General features: G+C 61.8%; 20 protein-coding genes and 3 pseudogenes. 12 read left to right on the top strand and 11 right to left on the bottom strand.

The window, feature by feature from the left end; genetic code table 11:
• Positions 1 to 76: 76 nt before the first annotated feature.
• The gene (locus ACU688_RS20885) at positions 77 to 928 is read left to right on the top strand and encodes a DUF4349 domain-containing protein (RefSeq protein ID WP_448186231.1); all 852 of its coding nucleotides are present in this window, start codon (positions 77 to 79) and stop codon (positions 926 to 928) included.
• 51 nt (positions 929 to 979) lie between these two features.
• Here ACU688_RS20885 and ACU688_RS20890 read toward each other — a convergent pair whose 3' ends face one another.
• Positions 980 to 2,065 (bottom strand): DUF1615 domain-containing protein, encoded by a 1,086-nt coding sequence (locus ACU688_RS20890; RefSeq protein WP_448186232.1) that lies wholly within the window; start codon positions 2,063 to 2,065, stop codon positions 980 to 982.
• Between the two features lie 140 nt (positions 2,066 to 2,205).
• On the opposite strand from ACU688_RS20890, the gene ACU688_RS20895 reads away from it, so the two are divergent.
• Positions 2,206 to 2,820, top strand: a complete 615-nt coding sequence (locus ACU688_RS20895) for a LysE family translocator (RefSeq protein ID WP_448186233.1) — start codon at positions 2,206 to 2,208, stop codon at positions 2,818 to 2,820.
• Positions 2,821 to 2,961: 141 nt separating this feature from the next.
• Here the strand turns inward: ACU688_RS20895 and hemB are convergent, their stop codons facing one another.
• The 3 genes from hemB to ACU688_RS20910 all read right to left on the bottom strand — a co-directional run bounded on the left by hemB (position 2,962) and on the right by ACU688_RS20910 (position 5,597).
• Positions 2,962 to 3,936, bottom strand: a complete 975-nt coding sequence (hemB, locus tag ACU688_RS20900) for a porphobilinogen synthase (RefSeq protein ID WP_112194491.1) — start codon at positions 3,934 to 3,936, stop codon at positions 2,962 to 2,964.
• 116 nt (positions 3,937 to 4,052) lie between these two features.
• Positions 4,053 to 4,895 (bottom strand): PhzF family phenazine biosynthesis protein, encoded by an 843-nt coding sequence (locus ACU688_RS20905; protein ID WP_448186234.1) that lies wholly within the window; start codon positions 4,893 to 4,895, stop codon positions 4,053 to 4,055.
• 3 nt (positions 4,896 to 4,898) lie between these two features.
• Positions 4,899 to 5,597: a glutathione S-transferase N-terminal domain-containing protein gene (locus ACU688_RS20910; protein WP_448186235.1), complete on the bottom strand. Its 699-nt coding sequence runs from the start codon at positions 5,595 to 5,597 to the stop codon at positions 4,899 to 4,901.
• A gap of 251 nt (positions 5,598 to 5,848) precedes the next feature.
• Between ACU688_RS20910 and ACU688_RS20915 the strand changes: the two genes are divergently transcribed.
• Positions 5,849 to 6,550 carry a histidine phosphatase family protein gene (locus ACU688_RS20915; protein WP_448186236.1) on the top strand — a complete coding sequence of 234 codons (702 nt, stop codon included), beginning with the start codon at positions 5,849 to 5,851 and terminating at the stop codon, positions 6,548 to 6,550.
• Between the two features lie 105 nt (positions 6,551 to 6,655).
• Here the strand turns inward: ACU688_RS20915 and ACU688_RS20920 are convergent, their stop codons facing one another.
• Both ACU688_RS20920 and ACU688_RS20925 read right to left on the bottom strand, forming a co-directional pair.
• The gene (locus ACU688_RS20920) at positions 6,656 to 7,405 is read right to left on the bottom strand and encodes a TerC family protein (protein ID WP_017736550.1); all 750 of its coding nucleotides are present in this window, start codon (positions 7,403 to 7,405) and stop codon (positions 6,656 to 6,658) included.
• Positions 7,406 to 7,433: 28 nt separating this feature from the next.
• Positions 7,434 to 7,679, bottom strand: a complete 246-nt coding sequence (locus tag ACU688_RS20925; protein ID WP_124525191.1) for a hypothetical protein — start codon at positions 7,677 to 7,679, stop codon at positions 7,434 to 7,436.
• Between the two features lie 134 nt (positions 7,680 to 7,813).
• Here ACU688_RS20925 and nhaR point away from each other — a divergent pair, with 134 nt between their 5' ends.
• The gene (nhaR, locus tag ACU688_RS20930; RefSeq protein ID WP_448186237.1) at positions 7,814 to 8,716 is read left to right on the top strand and encodes a transcriptional activator NhaR; all 903 of its coding nucleotides are present in this window, start codon (positions 7,814 to 7,816) and stop codon (positions 8,714 to 8,716) included.
• Positions 8,717 to 8,853: 137 nt separating this feature from the next.
• On the opposite strand, the gene ACU688_RS20935 is transcribed toward nhaR, so the two are convergent.
• A complete protein-coding gene (locus ACU688_RS20935; RefSeq protein ID WP_448186238.1) occupies positions 8,854 to 10,008 on the bottom strand; it encodes an MFS transporter in 1,155 nt (384 codons plus the stop codon).
• Between the two features lie 241 nt (positions 10,009 to 10,249).
• On the opposite strand from ACU688_RS20935, the gene sstT reads away from it, so the two are divergent.
• Complete coding sequence (gene sstT, locus ACU688_RS20940; protein ID WP_448186239.1) at positions 10,250 to 11,470, top strand: serine/threonine transporter SstT; 1,221 nt, start codon at positions 10,250 to 10,252, stop codon at positions 11,468 to 11,470.
• Between the two features lie 63 nt (positions 11,471 to 11,533).
• Here sstT and ACU688_RS20945 read toward each other — a convergent pair whose 3' ends face one another.
• On the bottom strand, positions 11,534 to 12,043 hold the full coding sequence (locus tag ACU688_RS20945; RefSeq protein ID WP_124525195.1) for a DUF1993 domain-containing protein: 510 nt from the start codon (positions 12,041 to 12,043) through the stop codon (positions 11,534 to 11,536).
• Positions 12,044 to 12,159: 116 nt separating this feature from the next.
• Between ACU688_RS20945 and ACU688_RS20950 the strand changes: the two genes are divergently transcribed.
• Entirely contained in the window at positions 12,160 to 12,807 is a 648-nt protein-coding gene (locus ACU688_RS20950) for a YceH family protein (RefSeq protein WP_448186240.1), read from the top strand.
• Between the two features lie 119 nt (positions 12,808 to 12,926).
• Here ACU688_RS20950 and ACU688_RS20955 read toward each other — a convergent pair whose 3' ends face one another.
• The gene (locus ACU688_RS20955; protein WP_448186241.1) at positions 12,927 to 13,745 is read right to left on the bottom strand and encodes a shikimate 5-dehydrogenase; all 819 of its coding nucleotides are present in this window, start codon (positions 13,743 to 13,745) and stop codon (positions 12,927 to 12,929) included.
• 156 nt (positions 13,746 to 13,901) lie between these two features.
• Between ACU688_RS20955 and ACU688_RS20960 the strand changes: the two genes are divergently transcribed.
• The 3 genes from ACU688_RS20960 to ACU688_RS20970 all read left to right on the top strand — a co-directional run bounded on the left by ACU688_RS20960 (position 13,902) and on the right by ACU688_RS20970 (position 14,956).
• A complete protein-coding gene (locus ACU688_RS20960; RefSeq protein ID WP_026136767.1) occupies positions 13,902 to 14,258 on the top strand; it encodes a hypothetical protein in 357 nt (118 codons plus the stop codon).
• 229 nt (positions 14,259 to 14,487) lie between these two features.
• Positions 14,488 to 14,682 (top strand): hypothetical protein, encoded by a 195-nt coding sequence (locus tag ACU688_RS20965; RefSeq protein WP_105524780.1) that lies wholly within the window; start codon positions 14,488 to 14,490, stop codon positions 14,680 to 14,682.
• Between the two features lie 91 nt (positions 14,683 to 14,773).
• Positions 14,774 to 14,956, top strand: coding sequence for a hypothetical protein (locus tag ACU688_RS20970; protein ID WP_448186242.1), 183 nt, complete (start codon positions 14,774 to 14,776; stop codon positions 14,954 to 14,956).
• 3 nt (positions 14,957 to 14,959) lie between these two features.
• Here the strand turns inward: ACU688_RS20970 and ACU688_RS20975 are convergent, their stop codons facing one another.
• A complete protein-coding gene (locus tag ACU688_RS20975) occupies positions 14,960 to 16,027 on the bottom strand; it encodes an AI-2E family transporter (RefSeq protein ID WP_448186243.1) in 1,068 nt (355 codons plus the stop codon).
• A gap of 164 nt (positions 16,028 to 16,191) precedes the next feature.
• Here ACU688_RS20975 and trhP point away from each other — a divergent pair.
• A pseudogene (trhP, locus tag ACU688_RS20980) lies at positions 16,192 to 17,597 on the top strand (prephenate-dependent tRNA uridine(34) hydroxylase TrhP); the annotation flags it as partial.
• Here trhP and ACU688_RS20985 read toward each other — a convergent pair.
• On the bottom strand, positions 17,515 to 18,834 hold the full coding sequence (locus ACU688_RS20985; RefSeq protein WP_448186299.1) for a Na+/H+ antiporter family protein: 1,320 nt from the start codon (positions 18,832 to 18,834) through the stop codon (positions 17,515 to 17,517). The pseudogene trhP and the gene ACU688_RS20985 sit on opposite strands and share 83 nt — an antisense overlap.
• Before the next feature lie 463 nt (positions 18,835 to 19,297).
• Here ACU688_RS20985 and ACU688_RS20990 point away from each other — a divergent pair.
• Both ACU688_RS20990 and ACU688_RS20995 read left to right on the top strand, forming a co-directional pair.
• Positions 19,298 to 20,368: pseudogene (locus ACU688_RS20990) on the top strand (methyl-accepting chemotaxis protein); the annotation flags it as partial.
• 348 nt (positions 20,369 to 20,716) lie between these two features.
• A pseudogene (locus ACU688_RS20995) lies at positions 20,717 to 21,226 on the top strand (methyl-accepting chemotaxis protein); the annotation flags it as partial.
• Positions 21,227 to 21,302: the final 76 nt, after the last annotated feature.

A 21,302-nucleotide genomic window follows, 5' to 3' on the forward strand; every position in this document is an offset into this window, starting at 1 on the left:
CACGATGCTTTGCGTTAATCCGCCAGACCCGCTTTAATCGCCGTCCAAAATTCCCCGCACCTCCCAAGGAACCGCAATGCGCCATCTGGACGGCAAAGCCACACCCTTCATTTTGATCTTGCTGGCAGGCCTGACCCTCGCCGGTTGCTCGCCCAAGGATCACTCCCGCGCACGGGCGATCAACGGCGAACAAAGCCAGGCCGGCGCGCAATTGGCCTATGAGCACGAACTGACCCTGGCCTTGCCCGGCGCGCTGCTCGCACCGCGCATGCAGGCCACGCGCGAGGCCTGTGAAACGGCACGCTTCGGCGCCTGCAATATTCTCGGCATCACCGAAGACGGCAACGGCGGCGAGATCATCCTGCGCATCGCGCCCACCGGTGTGGAGCCGATGGTCGCCATGGCCACGGAAGGCGGCACGCTCGGCCAACGCATCACCACCGCCGAAGACCTGGCCGACGCCGTCGCCGATGTGCTCCGCCGCCAGGATCGCCTGCAAGCCCAGCAACAGCGCCTGGATGAATTGGCCAAGCGCAAGGACATCACCGTCAGCGACTTGATCGCCTTGAGCAAAGAGCAAGCCACCATCGAAAACGAATTGCAGGAATTGGCGCAAGTCTCCGCCAACCAGCAACGCCGTCTCGACACCAACCGCGTGACCCTGAACTTCCGCTCCTCCGACGGCGCAAACCAGCCCTCACGTTTCAGCCGCATGTTCAGCAACCTCGGCGACAACCTGGTGAACGGCACCGCCGACGCCCTGGAACGCTCCAGCTACGTGCTGCCGTTTGTGATCCTCGCGTTCCCGGTGGTGTGGTTGTGGGTGTGGCTGTGGCGCCGGTTTATCGTGGCGAGGGAGCTTGCTCCCGCTGGGCTGCGAAGCGGCCCCAAAAAAGCAGAACGCGGTGGATCAGACGCTAATCAGTGACGGCCTTGGGGCTGCTGCGCAGCCCAGCGGGAGCAAGCTCCCTCGCCACGGTCAGCGCTTCATGCAGCGTTGATAGCGCTCATCCACGCGCTTGGCAAACCACGCAGTGGTGAGGTTGCGGGTGATCTTCGGGCTCTTGAGCACGATGCCCGGCAGGATTGCCCGTGGCATCGGCTTGCCAGCCGCTGTGTCAGCCAGCGCAAACACACGTTTGTAGAGGGTGGTGTCTTCAAAGTCCAACTGCTCGCCCTGCTCCAACTGGCTGCGGATGCTGGGGTTGCGCATGTCCAGCTTCCCGCCCAGTGAGCGCACCGCCAGCTCGGTGGTACCGGGCAGCAACGAGCCGTAGCGAATCAAATCCCCATCCAGCGCCAGCTCGGTGCCAGAGGCGCGGCTGACCGCCGCCTGGAAGGCCGCGTTACGGCTGGCGTACCAGCCTGCGTTGAAATCGGCGAAGCGATACAGCGGTTGATCGTAGTTCACCGGGTAACCGAGCAAGTGGGCAATGCCAAAGTACATGCCGCCACGGCGGGTGAAGACTTCGCGTCGGATCGTGCCATCCACCGTGTAGGGATAACCCCGTGCCTGTTTTTGCGCGAAGTCGATGCTGACTTGCATGGGGCCGGCGGTGTGTACGGGGTTGAAACCGCCGAACAAGGTGTTGCCCAGGGGCACCATGCTGATGAAATCATCGAAGATACCGCTCAAGTCCTTCTCAGTGCGCGCGGCATTCAGGCGCTCGGCGTAGGTTTTGCCGGTGGGCGAACGCAGTTGCAAGGTGGTGCGCACCACCACTGCTGGCACATACACCTTGGCGGCGCGGCGCAGCATTTCGTCCCTGGCGATCTTGCCCATGTTCGGCACGGGCGGGTCTACCTGATAAGTAGACTCCTGCTCGGTCACCGCCAGTACCGCGCAGATATTCTCGGTGCTTGGGTAGATCTTCTGGGTGTCGAAGGCGGTGTAGATGTCCTGGGCCCAGCCATTGCGATCCGCCACGGTCGCCGGCAGCAGGCGCACGATCTGCGCCTTCACCTCGGCGGCGTTACGCTCCGGCTGTTGCGGGCCGCGCGCGGTGGAACAACCGGCCAATACCAGTAACGGAGTGATGCACAGGATCAAGCGGCGTAGGGACATGGGCGCTTCCTTGAATAACGACGGACCGGGCATATCGACCCGCAAGTGTAACCAGGGTTCGCTGACCGGGTGCGCTCGCCAACCTGCGTCTATCGTGACAGGATCTGACCTCGACCATTCCTACACGGAGTTTGAATGCCATGCTGAGCCTGAATTTTCTTGTCACTTGCCTGATAGTGGTGCTGATTCCCGGCACCGGGGTGATTTTTACCGTGTCCACCGGCCTCACCGCCGGCAAGCGCGCCAGCCTGTTCGCCGCGCTGGGCTGCACCGCTGGGATCATCCCCCATCTGCTGGCCTCGATTCTCGGCCTGTCCGCCCTGCTGCACACCAGTGCGTTGGCGTTCGACCTGCTCAAGTACGCCGGTGTCGCCTACTTGCTGTATGTGGCCTACGCCACCTGGCGCGATCGCTCGGCCTTTGCCGTCAGTGACACGCCCGTGGTCGCCAGTGCCCGCAGCCTGATGCTGCGCGGCCTGTTGATGAACATTCTCAACCCCAAGCTGACCATTTTTTTCCTGGCCTTCCTGCCGCAGTTCGTCGCGCCCGGCAGCACCGCGCCTACCGTGCAGATGCTGGTACTGAGCGGCGTTTTCATGGCGATGACGTTTGCAGTGTTCGTGATGTATGGCCTGCTGGCCAATGCGTTTCGGCGTGCGGTGATCGAGTCACCACGGGTGCAGAACTGGCTGCGGCGCAGTTTTGCGGCAGCCTTTGCGGGGCTGGGGTTGAATCTGGCGTTTGCGCAGCGCTGATCTTGGTGGGGTCTGGCTTATGTGGGAGCTGGCTTGCCTGCGATAGCATCACCTCGGTGTCACTGAAAGACCGAGGTGCCTGCATCGCAGGCAAGCCAGCTCCCACACAAGCCAGGTCCCACAGTCGGTTCTGCGGTGTGCTTAGATCCCAGCCAGGGCCAGGTCCATCGCAAAGTAGGTGAAGATCAAATCCGCGCCGGCGCGTTTGATCGAACCCAGGGTTTCACGCACCACGCGGTCCTCATCAATCGCCCCCGCCTGGGCACCGAACTTGATCATCGCGTACTCACCGCTCACCTGGTATGCCGCCACCGGCAAGCGCGAGGCTTCACGGATGTCGCGGATGATGTCGAGGTAGGCCCCGGCCGGCTTGACCATCAGCGCATCCGCGCCTTCCTGCTCATCCAGCAGCGATTCGCGCACGGCTTCGCGGCGGTTCATCGGGTTCATCTGGTAGCTTTTGCGGTCGCCCTTGAGCGCGCTGCCGCCGGCTTCGCGGAATGGGCCGTACAGCGCCGAGGCGAATTTGGTGGAGTACGCCATGATCGGGATGTGGGTGAAACCGGCATCATCCAAGGCGCGGCGAATTGCCTGGACCTGGCCGTCCATCGCCGCCGACGGTGCGATCACATCGGCACCGGCGCGGGCGGCGGCCACGGCTTGCTTGCCGAGGTTGACCAGGGTCGCGTCGTTATCGACGTGGGCGCCGTGCATCACGCCGCAGTGGCCGTGGTCGGTGTATTCGCAGAAGCAGGTGTCGGACATCACGATCATCTCCGGCACGGCGTCCTTGATGATCGAGGACATGCGCGAAACCAGGCCACGTTCCTTCCAGGTGTCGCTGCCATTGGCGTCCAGATGGTGGGACACGCCAAAGGTCATCACCGACTTGATACCGGCGCGGGCGTAACGCTCGATCTCGGCGGCCAGTTTCTTCTCCGGGATACGCTGCACGCCCGGCATGCTGGTAATCGGCACGAAGTCGTCGATTTCTTCTTCGACAAAGATCGGCAGTACCAGATCGTTGAGGGTGAACTCGGTTTCCTGGAACAAGCCACGCAACTCCGGGGAGCGGCGCAGGCGGCGTGGGCGGGCTTGGGGGAACTGGCTGGTCATGGCGGTCCTGAAATAGGGCTAAAAACTTTGGGGCGAAAGCTTATGCCCACCGGCATAGGCAACACAAACGCCGAGGGCCCAACAGTGTATTGCGAGGCCCGTAACAATTCATTGATCTAGAGCTGTAGATGCCCTTCAATGCACACCGCGACCGCACCGCCCACCCAGATATCATCGCCCTGGCGCTCGACACGAATGCGCCCCGCACGCCCCATCGCCGTGCCCTGGCTGACCACATAGCGCTCAGGCGCCAAGCCTTCGCCCAACAGCCATTGGGCGATACCGGCATTCAAGCTGCCGGTGGCCGGGTCTTCCGGGGCGCCATCTCCGGCGATAAAGCCGCGTACTTCAAACTGCGTATCCACCGCGTCGCGCGCGGGGTCGCAAGGGGCGATCACGCCTACGGCCAAGCCGAGCAATTGCGCATAGTCCGGCTGTAGGCCCAGAACCTGATCACGATCGGCCAACATCAGCGCCAGCCACCCTGCGCCGTTGTCGACCCATTGGCTGTGCACAACGTCTTCGGCGCTCAAGCCCAACCCCTGGCACACACGCTCCAGCACGGGCGCCTCCACTGAACCTGCGCGCAATAATGGCGGTGCAATAAACGCCAGTTCATCGCCCTGGCGGCGCACGCGCACCAGGCCGATTTCGCACTCCTGGATGATGTCCTCGCCCTTGGGTACACCGCCCGCTTGCAGCCACGCATGGCATGAGCCCAACGTCGGGTGCCCGGCGAACGGCAGTTCTTGCACAGTGGTGAAAATTCGCACCCGGTAGTCCGCACGGGGATCACGAGGTGTCAGCAAAAACGTGGTTTCACTGAGGTTGGTCCAGTTGGCGAAATCAGCCATCTGCTGGTCCGTCAGGCTGTCAGCGCCCAACACCACCGCCAAGGGGTTGCCCTTGAGCGCGACGCTGCTGAAGACATCCAGTTGTTTGAAATCGAAAGTCGGCATGGGTCAGCTCGGAATATTCAGGCCACGGATCACCGCCGGCCGGGCGACAAAGCCATCCAGCGCGCGCAGCACATTAGGGAAGTCGGCGATGCCCACCAGGTCACCCGACTCGTAGAAGCCGATCAGGTTGCGAATCCATGGAAAGGTGGCGATGTCGGCAATGCTGTAGTCGTCGCCCATGATCCAGGTGCGGCCCAGCAGGCGTTTTTCCAGCACGCCCAGCAAGCGCCGGGATTCGGCGGCGTAGCGGTCGCGGGGGCGCTTGTCCTCGTAGTCCTTGCCGGCGAACTTATTGAAGAAACCCAACTGGCCAAACATCGGGCCGATACCGCCCATCTGGAACATCAGCCATTGCAGGGTTTCGTAGCGCGTGGCCGGGTCTTCGGACAGCAACTGGCTGGTTTTCTCGGCGAGGTAGATCAGGATCGCGCCAGACTCGAACAGCGCCAACGGCACACCGCCCGGGCCATCGGGGTCGATGATCGCGGGGATCTTGTTGTTGGGGTTCAGGGACAAGAACTCGGGGGACAACTGGTCCTGGGTGTCGAAACTGACCTTGTGCGCCTCATAGGGCAGGCCCAGCTCTTCAAGCATGATCGAGACTTTTACCCCGTTGGGCGTGGGCAGCGAGTACAGTTGCAAGCGCTCGGGATGGTGCGCGGGCCATTTGCTATTAATCGGGAAGGCAGCGAGTGGGTTCATCGGGAAATCCCCTGAGCAGAAAGGCCACATGATAGTCATGTGCCCGGCGTCCTGCATGGGTCATCAATGCGCAACATCCGCGGCTTATTATCCCGCGTGGGCGAACCAATACGCCCATGGGCACTCTTAAGTGCGCTTTAACGGTGAATGGAGGCACCTTGCTATAACGACAGGAAAACCGCAGGACGCCCTTGGCGTCACTGGGGCCGGGCATGTCGGCCCTCACCCGATGCACTGAAGACTCTAGACCAATGACAATCAAGCCTCCGTGCCTTGCGCAACGCCTGAAACGCTATTCATACATCATGTTGCCGCTGTTGCTGGTGGGCGGCGCCATCGGCCTGACCTTGGAGTCGCGCACCAGCCGTGCCGAACAGGCCGACGGCGTGCAAACCCTGGTGTTCCTGCGCCACGGCGAAAAACCCGCCGGCGGCCTGGGCCAACTCAATTGCCAGGGCCTGAACCGGGCGATGAACCTTGCCACGGTACTGCCGGAAAAATTCGGCAAGGCCAACTTTGTATTCGCCGCCAACCCGACGCGTAATGTCGAGGAAGGCGAGTTCGATAATTCCTACAGCTACATTCGCCCACTGATGACCATCAGCCCCAGCGCCATCAAGCTCGGCCTGCCGGTGAACATCAAGTTCTCGGCGAACGACACCAGCGCCCTCGCCGACGAGTTGGTCGAGGACAAGTACCACAACTCCATCATCTACACCGCGTGGTCCCACGGTTACCTGCCGGAGTTGATCAACAAGGTGGCGAGTGAAGCGTCGGGTGAAAAACACACTATCACCGACGACTGGTCCGGCAGCGACTACGACACCCTGTACGTGCTGACGCTGACCTGGCACAACGGCAAGGCGTCGCTGCTGAGCCGCAACTACAAGCAAGGCTTGAATAACGGCGAGCAAACCTGCCCGGAGCCGACGCAGGTCAGCGCCGAATCGTAAGATCGTGGGACGCGGAGCGCCCGGGGCGGCATTCCCACGCAGAGCGTGGGAACGATCAGGCCGGCTGCGCTCTTGGGAGCGCAGCCGGCCTTTGTGTTTCTGCGATTACTGCCGGGCGGCGAGCAAACGCTTATGGCGGTTGCGTCGGGCAATGTTCAAGCACTCGATCGCCGCCGAGAACGCCATGGCCGCATACACGTAGCCTTTCGGTACATGGGCGCCGAAGCCTTCGGCGATCAACGTCATGCCGATCATGATCAGGAAGCCCAGGGCCAGCATCACCACAGTCGGGTTGTCGTTGATGAACTTGGCCAGCGGTTCAGCCGCCACCAGCATCACGATCACCGAGGTCACCACGGCGATGATCATGATCGGCAAGTGCTCGGTCATGCCCACGGCGGTAATGATGCTGTCGATGGAGAACACCAGGTCCAGCAACAGGATCTGCCCGATGGCCGCCGCGAAGCCGATGGCCACTGTGTTGCCGACGCTAGCCTTCTCTTCGGGCTCCGGGTCCATGCTGTGATGGATCTCGGTGGTGGCCTTCCAGACCAGGAACAGGCCGCCGGCGATCAGGATCATGTCCTTCCACGAAAACGCCTGGCCGAACACTTCGAACACCGGCGCCGTCAGTTGCACGATGAACGCGATGGTGCTCAACAGGCCCAGGCGCAACACCAGCGCCATGCTGATACCGATGCGCCGCGCCTTGGCCCGGTGCTGCTCGGGCAGCTTGTTGGTGAGGATCGAGATAAAGATCAGGTTATCGATGCCCAGCACGATCTCCATGACGATCAAGGTCGCCAGGGCAACCCAGGCGGTGGGGCTGGCGGCCAGTTGTAAAAGGTAATCCATAGGTCAGTCCTGACGTTGTGCTGGGGAATTAGGTTTCTTTGGTGTCGGAAGCTTCTTCAGCTTCATCTTCTTGCTTCTCGGGCTTGATCAGCCCTTGTGTCGCTTCACTCAACGCCTGCTCGGCGGCCTTGTGGGTGTCGTCGATCGCTTGCTTGGCCGACTCGGTGGCCTTGCCCAACACCTGCTGCGCGCTTTTTTCGACCTGATCACAACCGCTGACCACTACCAATGAAAGCGCAAGCAACGCTGCCGTGCCCAGGGAATTGAGTTTCATGATGTATTCCTCGTTAGAACCATTGGGTCCAAGTAGTGGCCCCGCGATAGCGAGGCATTCTATGCAGGTGAACAGTTCAGGAAAATTCGTATTTTTCTCGCGTATACTTCGGTTTTTACGAAGTGACAGCGCGCATGCTCAATTACCGACAATTGCATTACTTCTGGGTCGTGGCCAAGACAGGCAGCATCGTGCGCGCCTGTGAGCAACTGAACCTCACGCCGCAGACCATCAGCGGGCAGATCAGCCTGCTGGAGCAGACCTTTGGTATCGCGCTGTTTCAGCGGGTCGGCCGCCAGTTGGAACTGACCGAGGCCGGGCGCCAGGCCCTGCCCTACGCCGAACAGATGTTCCAGACCGGCAATGAATTGGAGGCGATGCTGCGCGCGCAGCCCGATGAACAGCAGATCGTGTTCCGCGTCGGGGTGGCGGATGTGGTGCCCAAATCCATCGTTTACCGGCTGATCGCGCCGACCATGGAGCTGAGCGAACCGATCCGCATCACCTGCCGTGAAGACAAACTCGAACGCCTGCTGGCCGACCTGGCGATCCAGCGCCTGGACCTGGTGATTTCCGACAGCCCGATGCCGACGCACCTGGACATCAAGGGCTACAGCCAGAAGCTGGGCGAATGTGGCATCAGCTTTTTCGCCACCCAGACGTTGGCTGACCGCTATGGCGGTGATTTCCCACAGTGTTTGCAGGGTGCACCGTTATTGATTCCGGGCGCGGAGACGGTGGTGCGCAGCCGCTTGCAGCGTTGGTTTGCCGAGCAGCAGATCCAGCCCAAGATCATTGGTGAGTTCGACGACAGCGCGTTGATGCAGGCATTCGGCCAATCCGGCAGCGGGATCTTTATCGCCCCCAGCGTGATTGCCGATGAAGTGGTGCGCCAGTACGGCGTGGCGCTGATCGGCCAGACCACGGCGGTCACCGAGTCGTTCTACGCGATCTCGGTGGAGCGCAAGGTCAAGCACCCCGGCATCGTGGCGATTACCGAAGGGGCACGGCGGGAGTTGTTCACCGCCCTGCCCTGACGCCTATGTGGCGAGGGAGCTTGCTCCCGCTGGAGTGCGCAGCGCTCCCAAAAAGCGTGGGGCCGCTTCGCAGCCCAGCGGGAGCAAGCTCCCTCGCCACAAAAGCTCCCTCTTCACAGCAAGCCCACTGCCATGAATCAGGCATAGGTCGAAGGCGATTTGGCGGTCATCAACCACAGCGCCAGCAGAATCGACACCAGGATAAACCCAGACGCCGCAAACCCCAGGCTGCCGAGGCCGAGGGTGTCGATCACATGCCCGCCGACCAACGCGCCCAGGCCAATCCCCAGGTTGGCCCCGGCGATGTTCAGCGACGCCGCAAACGCCGGCGCATGGGGCGCGGCTTTCATCAGGCGCACATGGCTGACGAGGAACATCGCCGCCTGGGTCACGCCCCACACCGCCATCGCGGTGGCCAGGCCAATCGTGGAGTGAATCGCCGGCACCAGTGCGACCATCCCCGCAATCATGAAACCGCAGAACACCATGGACGCGATCAATGGGTGGCGATCCACCGCGCGCCCGCCCAATGAATTGCCGATCAGGCCGACGGCACCGAAACCCATCAGGCACCAGCCCACCAGCGTGCCGTCAAACCCGGCCAGGCGCTCGAGGATGTCCGCCAGGTAGGTGTACGCGGTGAACATGCCGCTGAACACCAGGATCGACAACAGGATATGGCCCTGCATCAGCGGGTTGCGCAGGATCTTGAACTGCGAGCGCAGCGACGCCTGGTCGTTCTTCGGCTGGGTCACCGGCAGGTAGATAAACAGCAGCAACGCCTTGGCCAGCGCCACGACCGCGAGGATGGCAAACGCACTGCGCCAGCCGAACATATCGGAAATCAACGTGCCCACCGGAATGCCGAACACCGTGGCGCAGACGATGCCGAAGCCGATCTTCTCGATGGCGCGCCCGGCGAATTCCGGGCCAACGATATCCACCGCCGTCTCACTGGCCAGCGCCCAGAACACCGGCAAGCCCAGTGCCGGGATCAACCGTGCCAGGGCCATCACCCAGATATTCGGCGCCAGCGCGGCCACGGTATTGGCCACGCCGAACAGGATCAGGATGCTGATAAACAGGCGCTTGCGTGGGAAACGTGCGCAGTAGGCCGTAAGAAACGGCCCGAAGGCCGCGACGGTAAAGGCGAACAAGGTCACCAGCAGCCCGGCCTGGGACACGCTGACGTTCAGATCGCGGGCGATGGACGGCAGCAGGCCGACAATGACGAATTCTGTGGTCAGCACAGTAAAGCCGGCAGCCGACAGCAGCAGGATGGGGAACAGCATGAAAACTCCAGAAACGACGACAGCAACGACAGCCCAATGGGCCCGCTGACAGAGAGGAAAGGTGAGAGGCGAGAATCTTAACAGAGTATGTCTGGCTTTGCCGAAGCCCTACGGATGCGGGTGACGGAATGCCGCAGCGCCAGGGAGCTTTCCTACAGCATGCTAGACTCCGCGCCTGCTTCCTACAGCCCTTTCTGCTTGCAATGCTGCGCCCTACTAAAAAAATCAGAGACAAGTGTTTATGACTGCTGCCCCTTCCCTGCTCCAGCGCCTGACACGCGTCAGCCTGGTTACACAAATTGTCATCGGTTTGATCGCTGGCATTCTGCTCGCGCTGTTGGCGCCCGAGGCGGCCCAGGCCACCGGGTTTATCGGCAAGGTGTTTGTCGCCGCGCTCAAGGCCGTGGCGCCGATCCTGGTGTTTGTGTTGGTGATGGCGTCGATCGCCAACCATAAACACGGCCAGGAAACCCACATCAAGCCGATTCTGTTCCTCTACCTGCTGGGCACCTTTGCCGCCGCCGTTGTGGCGGTGATTGCCAGCATGTGGTTCCCCTCCTCGCTGGTGCTGATCACCCATGACGCTGCGGTCAGCGCCCCCGGCGGTATCGGCGAAGTGTTGCAAAGCCTGCTGTTGAGCGTGGTGGACAACCCGGTCAGCGCGCTGATGAACGCCAATTTTATCGGCATCCTGGCCTGGGCCATCGGCATGGGCATCGCCATTCGCCATGCCGGCGAAACCACGCGCACCGTGCTGGACGACCTGTCCAACGGCGTGACGTTGATCGTACGGGTGGTGATCCGCTTCGCGCCCCTGGGCATTTTCGGCCTGGTCGCCTCGACCTTGGCCACCTCCGGTTTCGGCGCCCTGCTCGGTTATGCGCACCTGCTGGTGGTACTGATCGGTTGCATGCTGTTTGTGGCACTGGTGATCAACCCGGCCATCGTGTTCTGGAAACTGCGCCGCAACCCGTACCCGCTGGTGCTGATGTGCCTGCGCGAAAGCGGCATCACCGCCTTCTTCACCCGCAGTTCGGCGGCGAACATCCCGGTCAACCTGGCGTTGAGCAAGCGCCTGGGCCTGCATGAGGACACCTACTCGGTGTCGATCCCGCTCGGTGCCACCATCAACATGGCCGGCGCCGCCATCACCATCACCGTGTTGACGCTGGCCGCCGTGCATACCCTGGGCATCGCCGTCGACCTACCGACCGCCGTGCTGCTCAGCGTGGTCGCCGCGATCTGCGCCTGCGGTGCTTCGGGCGTGGCCGGTGGCTCGCTGCTGCTGATCCCACTGGCGTGCAGCCTGTTTGGCATCCCCAGCGAGATCGCAATGCAGGTGGTTGCGGTCGGTTTCATCATCGGCGTGTTGCAGGACTCGGCGGAGACTGCGCTGAATTCGTCCACCGATGTGCTGTTTACCGCTTCGGCCTGCCTGGGCAAGGAAGAACAGCCGGCCTGATTTGCGCGCACAAAAAAGCCGGGGCGGTTCATGAGTGAACCGCCCCGGCTTTTTTTTGGCTGCTTAGAACGCGCCCATGTAGTCGCGCTTGCCCACTTCCACACCGTTGTGACGCAGCAAGGCGTAGGCGGTGGTGACGTGGAAGAAGAACTGCGGCAGGCCGTAGGTCAGCAGGTAGGACTGGCCGCTGAAGCGCTTCTCTTTCGGCGTGCCTGGACGAGTGATGATCTCGATGCCTTCCTTGCCGTCGATTTGCTCAGGCTTGATGGTGTCGACAAAGGCCAGCACCTTGGCGATCAGGGCTTGCAGGTCAGCGAAGGTCACTTCGCCATCTTCGTATTTCGGCACTTCGATCTCGGCCAGGCGTGCGGAAACGCCCTTGGCGAAGTCGACGGCGATCTGCACCTGGCGCACCAGTTGGAACATGTCCGGGAACAGACGCGCTTGCAACAGTGCGTTCGGCTCGATGTTCTTGGCGGTGGCGTGGGCTTCGGCCTTGGTCAACACACCGCTCAGGGCGGTGAGCATTTGCTTGAAGACTGGGATGGAAGCGGCGTACAGGGAAATAGTCATGGCAGTCTCATGGGTGATGGCACGGTTTGAACAGGCGACGATTATAGACCGCCCAGTCGCTTGTCTTTTATTTTTTCCGGCTTACGCTAGGCACTTCACTGCATAGGGAAAGCGCGATGACCGCCGAGCACGACACCGACACCCCTGAGCCGCGCCTGAACAGCACGGAAATCCGCATCCTGGGCTGCCTGATCGAGAAACAGGCGACCAACCCGGAAACCTACCCCCTGACCCTCAACGCCCTGGTGCTGGCCTGCAACCAGAAGACCAGCCGCGAGCCGGTGATGAACCTCAGCCAGGGCCAGGTCGGCCAGAGCCTGCGTGTACTCGAAGGCCAGGGTTTTACCCGCCTGGTGATGGGCAGCCGCGCCGACCGCTGGGAGCATCGCGTGGAGAAGGCGCTGGAACTGGTGCCGGCCCAGGTAATCCTGATCGGGCTGCTGTTTCTGCGCGGCCCGCAAACCGTCAATGAGCTGCTGACCCGCAGCGGGCGCATGCATGACTTTGAAGATGCCGAGCAGGTCGTGCATCAGCTGGAACGCCTGATTGCGCGCGGGCTGGCGCTGTTGGTGCCGCGTCAGGCGGGGCAGCGGGAAGATCGCTATACCCATGCGCTGGGGGACCCGGCGGATATTGAGGTGATTATGGCGGCGCGGGGTAATCCGGTGGAGCGTGGGAGCTCGGTTTCAGCGGATCGCATTGAAGAGCTGGAAGCTCGGATTGCCGCACTGGAAGAGCGCCTGACTCAGCTGGAACAGGCATAACACCGTCCTAAATGTGGGAGCTGGCTTGCCTGCGATAGCAGTCTGCCAGTTGATGCAACTGTGACTGAAGCACCGCTATCGCAGGCAAGCCAGCTCCCACATTAAATCTCCATAGGGTCTCAGGTGCGGGCGAAGGCCACTGCCGCCTGGAACTGTTCATCGGTCGGCCGCACCCCGGTGTACAACACAAACTGCTCCAACGCCTGAATCGCGATCACTTCCAACCCGGTAATCACCCGCTTGCCCTGGGCCCGCCCCCGCACGATCAACGGTGTTTCGGCGGGGATCGCTACCACATCGAACACAGTATCCGCCGCATCCACAGCCGCCGCTTCAAACGCCAACGCATCCGCCTCTGCCCCACCGGTCATGCCGATCGGCGTCACGTTGATCAGCATCTGCGGGCGTGCATCCCCCAGGTCCGCCTGCCACTCGTACCCCAGGTTCTGCGCCAACGCGCGGCCCGCCGCTTCGTTGCGCGCCACGATCAGGCCATTGGCGTAGCCGCCGTCACGCAAGGCGCTGGCCACGGCCTTGGCCATGCCGCCGCTGCCACGCAGGGCAAAGGTCGAGTCTTTTGGCACCGCGTGCTTGACCAGCAGTTGTTCGATGGCGATGTAATCGGTGTTGTAGGCCTTGAGATGGCCGTTGGTGTTGACGATGGTGTTCAGCGAGTCGATGGCTTGAACCGAATCGTCCAGCTCATCCACCAAGGCAATGGCGGCCTCCTTGAACGGCATGGACACCCCGCAACCTCGGATGCCCAAGGCGCGGATACCACCGATCGCGCCGGGCAAATCCTGGCTGCTGAAGGCTTTATAGTAGAAGTTCAGCCCCAACTGTTCGTACAGGTGGTTGTGAAAACGCAGGCCAAAATTCCCCGGGCGCGCCGACAGAGACATGCACAGTTGGGTGTCTTTGTTGGGGTGCATCTGCATGGGTAACTCCTTGAAGTAAGCAAATCGGTACAGACCTTACACAACCTTTACCTAGCGGCCGTGCTGTTTTCCAGAAATACGTTGTCTTAAAAGTATCCCCGCGACAATCCTTGAGTCTATTGATTGCAGACCACAAGCGCAGGGGCTAACCGAGGAATGACCATGATTCGTACAATCCCCAAAATCGCCCTGCTGGTTGGCGCACTCGCGATGGCAGGCCAAGCCTCCGCCCACGGTGGTGGTTGGGGTGGCCCGGCCGTGCTGGGTGCTTTAGTCGGCGCCGCCGTCGTGGGCTCCGTGGTTGCCAGCCAGCCGCGTGAGGTCTACGTGCAGCAACAGCCGGTGTATGTGCAACCGCAGCCGGTGTATGCAGCCCCGCCGCCGGTCTACTACGCACCGCCACCGCCGGTGTATGTGCAACAACAGGTTTACTACCGCCCGGCGCCGGTCTATTACGGCCCACCGCGTGGCTACTACGGCCCTCCCCACGGCTATTACGGTCGCGGCTGGTAAGCGCCAATCGTCTGAAACAGGCCTCGCCCATGCGGCGAGGCCTTTTTTTTGCATGAAAAGTCTGGATTGATCGCATCAAGGTCGCAGTGAGGACAATGGCCGAGCCGTAATCCCACATCATCGACACCATTGTCTACTTGCTCGACCGGGCTCCGCGCTGTCATGTTTGTGTCACACCACACTCTCACTATCGAGCCTGTCCACCCAATAACAACAAGGACGACTGACCATGCCCACACAAAACCCACACCGCACCGCTGGCCTGTGTACGTCCAGCAAGGTCTACAGCGCCCTCACCGAACTCAAGCACCTGGAAGGCCACCGCAGCGCCAAGTTCCTCGCGCTGCTCGCCGAGAACCTTGTGCGCAAGGGCTTGCTCAATGAGCAGGAAGTGGTGGCAATGCTTGATCAAGTGGTGGACTGACGCGTCACGTCAATGTCCACTATCGAGACAGGTGATTTTTCCTACACCTCGCTGCCGCGTAAGGTGACCTCCATAGCGATTGGAGGTTCTTATGCCCACTGTTCAAATCATGTCCGTCATCGGCAGTGCCGTCCCCGCCCCTCTGCGCGAGCTGGGCTTGCTGGCCTGCTGGTATGTGATGCGCGATGGCGAGGCCATCAGCGGCCCGCTCACCTCGTTGTCCGCCGCCGAGAAACAACTGCAATGCGCCTCGAACTTCAAACTGCACGCTTGAGCCTCACGGCAATGGCAACTTGACCCGTGGCTTGCTCTCCACAAACAGCGCCCAGCTGGACATGAACAACGCCGCCACCAGCGGCCCGATCACAAAGCCGTTCAGGCCAAACACCGACAGCCCGCCCAAGGTCGAGATGAGGATCAGGTAATCCGGCATCTTGGTGTCCTTGCCCACCAGGATCGGCCGCAGCACGTTGTCCACCAGCCCGATCACAAACACGCCAAACAAGGCCAGCACCACGCCCTGCCAGATCGAACCGCTCAACAGGAAGTAAGCGGCCACCGGCCCCCACACAATGCCGGCGCCCACCGCTGGCAACAGTGATAGAAACGCCATCAGCACCGCCCAGAGCAACGCACTGGGAATGTCCAGGAACCAGAAAATCAAGCCGCCCAGCGCGCCCTGGGTCACGGCCACCAGCACATTACCCTTGACCGTGGCACGCACCACCCGGTTGAATTTGAGTTGCAAGCGACGCTTCTGCGGCTCGGCCAGCGGCACCGCCGTGCGCACTTTACGCACCAATTCGGGGCCGTCGCGCAGCAGGAAGAACAGCAGATACAGCATGATGAAAAAGCTCACCAGGAAATCAAACGTGCCTTGGCCAAAGCTGAACGCCTGGGACGCAAAGAACTGGCTGCCCTGCATCGCGCCCTTGACGATCTTCTCGCGCAGCCCTTCGAGGTTGCCCATGCCAAAACGATCCAGCAGGTGCTGGAAGTACGGCGGCAGGAAGTTCTTGAACTGTTCGATATACCCGGCCACGTCCAGCTTGCCGCTTTCGACGTTTTTATAGAGCGTCGCCCCCTCTTGCACCAGCAACGCGCTGGTGATGATCACCGGCAGGATCGCGATCACCAGGCACACCGCCAAGGTGGCCAGGGAGGTCAGGTTGCGGTTCCAGGCGAAACGCTGCTGCAAGCGGCGCTGCATCGGCGCAAAGATGATGCCGAGGATCACCGCCCAGAACACCGCGCCGTAGAACGGCAGCAAGATCCAGATAAAAGCGACGGTCACCAAGACCAGCAGTAACAGCAGGGTTTTGAATTGCAGGTTGGTTTGATTCATGTCCGGTCCATGTCAGAAAAGCAGAAGGCCTGCGTAGGCCCCTGCTGCTTAGTCCACACCCAGCGCTACGAGTGCCCTCTTTGTTGCAAGGCTAGACCCAGATCAATAAACCCCGCGCCGGCTTGCTCTACCCTGCCGCACTTTTTTTGACTCAAGTACCGACCATGTCCCCTGTTATCGCCCCCGAACTGCTCGCCCCCGCAGGCACCCTGAAAAACATGCGCTACGCCTTCGCCTACGGTGCCGATGCGGTCTACGCCGGCCAGCCGCGTTACAGCCTGCGGGTGCGCAACAACGAATTCGACCACGCCAACCTGGCCCTCGGCATCGACGAGGCCCATGCGCAGGGCAAGCGTTTTTACGTGGTGGTCAACATCGCGCCGCACAATGCCAAGCTCAAGACCTTCCTCAAAGACCTGGCCCCGGTGATCGCCATGGGCCCGGATGCGCTGATCATGTCCGACCCCGGGCTCATCATGCTGGTGCGCCGACACTTCCCACAGATGCCGATCCACCTCTCGGTGCAAGCCAACACGGTGAACTGGGCCAGCGTGGAATTCTGGCAGCAGCAAGGCATCTGCCGGGTGATCCTGTCGCGGGAATTGTCCCTGGAAGAGATCGGCGAAATCCGCGAGCAAGTGCCGGCCATGGAGTTGGAAATCTTCGTCCACGGCGCCTTGTGCATGGCCTATTCCGGGCGCTGCCTGCTCTCCGGCTACATGAACAAGCGCGACGCCAACCAAGGCACCTGCACCAACGCCTGCCGCTGGAAATACCAGGCCACGCCGGCGGTGGAAAACGCCACGGGCGAGATCGTCCAGCAATTCCAGCCGACCCTGGGGATTGGCACGCCCACCGACCAGGTGTTCCTGCTACAGGAAGCCAACCGCCCCGACGAACAGATGCCCGCCTTCGAAGACGAGCACGGCACCTACATCATGAACGCCAAGGACCTGCGCGCGGTGCAGCACGTAGAGCGCCTGACCCAGATGGGTGTGCACTCGCTGAAAATCGAAGGCCGCACCAAATCCCACTTCTATTGCGCGCGCACCACCCAGGTGTATCGCCAGGCCATCGACGATGCGGCGGCCGGTCGCGCCTTTGATCGCCGCCTGATGACCGACCTCGAATCCCTGGCCCAGCGCGGCTACACCGAAGGTTTCCTGCGCCGGCATGTGCACGACGAATACCAGAACTACCAGAACGGCAGCTCGGTCTCGGAACGCCAGCAGTTTGTCGGAGAATTGACCGGCGAGCGTCGGGGCGAGCTGGCCGAGGTGAAGGTGAAGAACCGTTTCGCCGTAGGCAATCATCTGGAACTGATGACGCCTGCGGGCAATTTCCACTTTGACCTGGGGATGATGCACAACGCCAAGGGCGAGGCCATCGAGGTGGCGCCGGGGGATGGGCACACGGTGTATGTGCCCGTTCCTATGGAGATGGGCCTGCGCTTTGGCCTGTTGATGCGCGACGTTTAAACGCGCTGACTACAAGGTCATTGCCGCCAGCCAGCCAAACGCCAGCAACGGGAGGTTGTAGTGCAGGAAGGTCGGCACCACGGTGTCCCAGATATGGTGGTGCTGGCCGTCGATATTCAGGCCGGAGGTCGGGCCGAGGGTGGAATCCGACGCCGGCGAACCGGCATCGCCCAAGGCGCCCGCCGTGCCGACGATGCACACGATGGCCATCGGACTGAAACCCAGTTGCACACACAGCGGCACAAAAATCGCCGCCAGGATCGGCACCGTGGAAAACGACGAGCCGATGCCCATGGTCACCAGCAAGCCCACCAGCAACATCAGCAACGCGCCGACGCCACGGCTATGGCCGATAAACGCCGCCGAGGTTTCCACCAGCGAACGCACGTCGCCGGTGGCCTTGAGCACTTCGGCAAAACCCGACGAGGCGATCATGATGAAGCCGATCATCGCCATCATCTTCATGCCTTCGGTAAACAGGTCGTCGGTGTCGCTCCAGCGCACGATGCCCGACACCGAGAAGATCAGGAAACCCGCCAGGGCACCGATGATCATCGAGTCCAGCCACAACTGAATGATGAACGCCGAGGCAATCGCCAGGCCCGCCACCAGCAAGGTCAGCGGGTTGTATTGCACCGCCACTTGCTCGACGCGCTCGATTTTCTCCAGGTCGTACACGCGTTTTTTGCGGTAGCTGACAAACACCGCCACCAACAGGCCGACCACCATGCCCAGCGCCGGCAAGCCCATGGCGTGGGTCACGTTGACCCCGCTGATGTCCACGCCGCTCTTGGCCACATTGGCTAGCAGGATCTGGTTGAGGAAGATATTGCCGAAGCCCACCGGCAGGAACATGTACGGGGTGATCAGGCCGAAGGTCATCACGCAGGCGATCAGGCGGCGGTCCAGTTGCAGCTTGGTCAGCACGTACAACAGGGGCGGCACCAGCAACGGAATAAACGCGATGTGGATCGGCAGGATGTTCTGCGAAGCAATCGCCACCACCCACAACAGGCCAATCAGCAGCCATTTGACGTGGCTGCCGCCGCTGGCTTCCTGGCGGTCCACCAGCATCAGCGCCTTGTCGGCCAGGGCGTGGGCCAGGCCGGACTTGGCAATCGCCACGGCGAAAGCGCCGAGCAAAGCGTAGGACAAGGCCACGGTGGCGCCGCCGCCCAAGCCGCCGTTGAAGGCTGTGAGCGTGGCGTCGATGCCCAAGCCACCGGTGAGGCCACCCACCAGGGCGCCGACGATGATGGCGATGACCACATGCACGCGGGACAAACTGAGCACCAGCATGGTGCCGACCGCGGCAATGACTGCGTTAATCATGGATACCTCAAGCAGAAACATAAAAAACAGGCATGCCCGCGCCAGGACAGGCCAAAGGTGGCTGCCAGCGTGCAGGCTTGGAGGAGGTCTTATTAGAGGGCGCGCACTTTGCCGCAGGTGGGGCTGCATGTCAAAAAACGGCGTCGCTTTGAGCTTTCAATTGAACGTTTAAATAATAAAGATCGGGAAACATCGGCCGATAACCTGATTCACTGTGTTTTCAGGTTAAGGATGCTCCTCGATGTCCCTCAGACAGCTGTCCATTCAATGGAAAATCACCCTGCTCGCCGGCCTTTGCCTGCTGGGAATCGTGACCCTGCTGGTGGGTCTGTCGCTGTATCGCATGGAGCAGAGTTCCGCGCAGGTCAAAGCGTCCAGCATGCAGATGCTCGACGAAGCCGCCCAAGCGCGCATCGAGGCCCAAGGTGAAGGCCAGGCGCTGGGCATTCGTCGCCAGTTCATGGACGCCTACCAGTACGGCCACGGCTTTTCGCGCCAGGTGCTGTTCTTGCGTGAGCAGGCGGAAAAGCGCTTCCTTGACGCCTTCGACACTCGCGAAGACCTGACCCGCCAGGTCAAGGCCGCCTTGCAGGCCAACCCGGACTTGCTCGGCTTGTCCCTGGTCTTCGAAGCCAACGCGCTGGACGGCAAGGACGAACTGTTCGCCAACCAAGCCGAACTGGGCAGCAACGACAAAGGCCGCTTCGCCCTGTACTGGTCGCAGCCGACCCCCGGCAAACTGGAGTCGATGGCCCTGCCGGAAAGCGACATGGCCGACACTAGCGTCGGCCCCAGCGGTGAAAAAGCCAACGCCTGGTTCACCTGCCCGCGCACCACGCTCAAGCCGTGTGTGATCGAACCCTACTTCTATGTGATCAACGGGCAAAACGTGCTGATGACCAGCATCGTGTTCCCGCTGATGGCCAACGGCAAAGTCATCGCGTCGCTGTCGGTGGACATCAACCTCAACAGCCTGCAGGCCGTGAGCCAGCAAGCCAGCCGCAAGCTGTACGACGGCCAGACCCAAGTCAGCATCATCAGCCCCACTGGCGTGCTCGCCGGCTACAGCCCGGATGCGAGCAAGCTCAGCCAGCGCCTGGACCAGGTCGACAGCACCAGTGGCGCGCAGTTGATCGGCTTTTTGTCCAGCGGTGCACAGATCCGCAGCCTGCGCACCGAACATCAACTCAAGGTGCTGGCGCCCTTCGCGCCGATCCCCGATGGCAAATTGTGGGGTGTGTTGCTGGATGTGCCGGAAAAAGTCCTGGTCGCGCCCGCCGAGGCGCTGAAGACGCAGTTGGATGCCGACAATGCCCGGGGCACCCTGCTGGAACTGGGCCTGGGCCTGTTGGCCGCCGTCGTCGGCCTGATCCTGGTGTGGCTGATGGCCCGCAGCGTGACCCGGCCGATTCTCGGCGTGGCGCACATGCTCGAAGACATCGCCAGCGGCGAAGGCGACCTGACCCGCCGTCTGGCCTACGACAAACAGGACGAACTGGGCCAATTGGCCGGCTGGTTCAACCGTTTCCTCGACAAACTGCAACCGATCATCGCCGAGGTGAAGCGCTCGGTGCAGGACGCCCGTGGCACCGCCGACCAATCCGCCGCGATTGCCACTGAAACCAGCGCCGGCATGGAGCAGCAGTATCGCCAGGTCGATCAGGTGGCCACCGCCTCCCACGAAATGAGCGCCACCGCCCAGGACGTCGCCCGCAGCGCGGCCCAAGCAGCGCAGGCCGCCCGCGATGCCGACCAGGCCACCCGCGAAGGCCTGACCGTGATCGACCGCACCACCACCAACATTGGCAACCTGGCAGCCGATATGAGCACCGCCATGGCCCAGGTCGAAGGCTTGGCCGCCAACAGCGAGAAAATCGGCTCGGTGCTCGAAGTGATTCGCGGCATTGCCGAGCAGACCAACCTGCTGGCCCTCAACGCCGCCATCGAAGCCGCCCGCGCCGGTGAAGCCGGTCGTGGGTTCGCGGTAGTCGCCGACGAAGTGCGCAACCTGGCACGGCGCACCCAGGAATCGGTGGAAGAAACCCGCCTGGTGATCGAACACCTGCAAAGCGGCACCGAGGAAGTGGTGGGCTCCATGGGCAACAGCTATCGCCAGGCCCAGGGCAGCGTCGAACAAGTCGGCCAGGCCGTCACCGCCCTGCGCCAGATCGGCGAGGCGGTCACGGTGATCAGCGACATGAACCTGCAAATCGCCAGCGCCGCCGAAGAGCAGAGCGCCGTGGCCGAAGAGATCAACAGTAATGTGGCGACCATTCGCGATGTGACCGAGTCGCTGTCGGAACAGGCGAATGAATCGGCGCGGGTGAGCCAGGCGTTGAACAGCCTGGCGAATCAGCAACAGGGCTTGATGGACCAGTTCCGGGTCTGAGTGCACGACACCGGCCCTGATCTTTAAGTAAATCTAATGTGGGAGCTGGCTTGCCTGCGATGGCATCAACTCGGTT

The sequence above is a fragment of the Pseudomonas acericola (SeqCode) genome (genome assembly GCF_053456465.1).

Excerpts from the sequence above, each read along its gene's own strand:
- ACU688_RS20885 (WP_448186231.1), top strand. The coding sequence starts at position 77 with ATGCGCCATCTGGACGGCAAAGCCACACCCTTCATTTTGATCTTGCTG.
- ACU688_RS20960 (WP_026136767.1), top strand. The coding sequence starts at position 13,902 with ATGACCATGATTCGTACAATCCCCAAAATCGCCCTGCTGGTTGGCGCA.
- nhaR (WP_448186237.1), top strand. The coding sequence starts at position 7,814 with ATGCTCAATTACCGACAATTGCATTACTTCTGGGTCGTGGCCAAGACA.
- ACU688_RS20945 (WP_124525195.1), bottom strand. The coding sequence starts at position 12,043 with ATGACTATTTCCCTGTACGCCGCTTCCATCCCAGTCTTCAAGCAAATG.
- ACU688_RS20915 (WP_448186236.1), top strand. The coding sequence starts at position 5,849 with ATGACAATCAAGCCTCCGTGCCTTGCGCAACGCCTGAAACGCTATTCA.
- hemB (WP_112194491.1), bottom strand. The coding sequence starts at position 3,936 with ATGACCAGCCAGTTCCCCCAAGCCCGCCCACGCCGCCTGCGCCGCTCC.
- ACU688_RS20895 (WP_448186233.1), top strand. The coding sequence starts at position 2,206 with ATGCTGAGCCTGAATTTTCTTGTCACTTGCCTGATAGTGGTGCTGATT.
- sstT (WP_448186239.1), top strand. The coding sequence starts at position 10,250 with ATGACTGCTGCCCCTTCCCTGCTCCAGCGCCTGACACGCGTCAGCCTG.
- ACU688_RS20890 (WP_448186232.1), bottom strand. The coding sequence starts at position 2,065 with ATGTCCCTACGCCGCTTGATCCTGTGCATCACTCCGTTACTGGTATTG.
- ACU688_RS20920 (WP_017736550.1), bottom strand. The coding sequence starts at position 7,405 with ATGGATTACCTTTTACAACTGGCCGCCAGCCCCACCGCCTGGGTTGCC.
- ACU688_RS20975 (WP_448186243.1), bottom strand. The coding sequence starts at position 16,027 with ATGAATCAAACCAACCTGCAATTCAAAACCCTGCTGTTACTGCTGGTC.
- ACU688_RS20970 (WP_448186242.1), top strand. The coding sequence starts at position 14,774 with ATGCCCACTGTTCAAATCATGTCCGTCATCGGCAGTGCCGTCCCCGCC.
- ACU688_RS20935 (WP_448186238.1), bottom strand. The coding sequence starts at position 10,008 with ATGCTGTTCCCCATCCTGCTGCTGTCGGCTGCCGGCTTTACTGTGCTG.
- ACU688_RS20910 (WP_448186235.1), bottom strand. The coding sequence starts at position 5,597 with ATGAACCCACTCGCTGCCTTCCCGATTAATAGCAAATGGCCCGCGCAC.
- ACU688_RS20965 (WP_105524780.1), top strand. The coding sequence starts at position 14,488 with ATGCCCACACAAAACCCACACCGCACCGCTGGCCTGTGTACGTCCAGC.
- ACU688_RS20925 (WP_124525191.1), bottom strand. The coding sequence starts at position 7,679 with ATGAAACTCAATTCCCTGGGCACGGCAGCGTTGCTTGCGCTTTCATTG.
- ACU688_RS20905 (WP_448186234.1), bottom strand. The coding sequence starts at position 4,895 with ATGCCGACTTTCGATTTCAAACAACTGGATGTCTTCAGCAGCGTCGCG.
- ACU688_RS20955 (WP_448186241.1), bottom strand. The coding sequence starts at position 13,745 with ATGCAGATGCACCCCAACAAAGACACCCAACTGTGCATGTCTCTGTCG.
- ACU688_RS20950 (WP_448186240.1), top strand. The coding sequence starts at position 12,160 with ATGACCGCCGAGCACGACACCGACACCCCTGAGCCGCGCCTGAACAGC.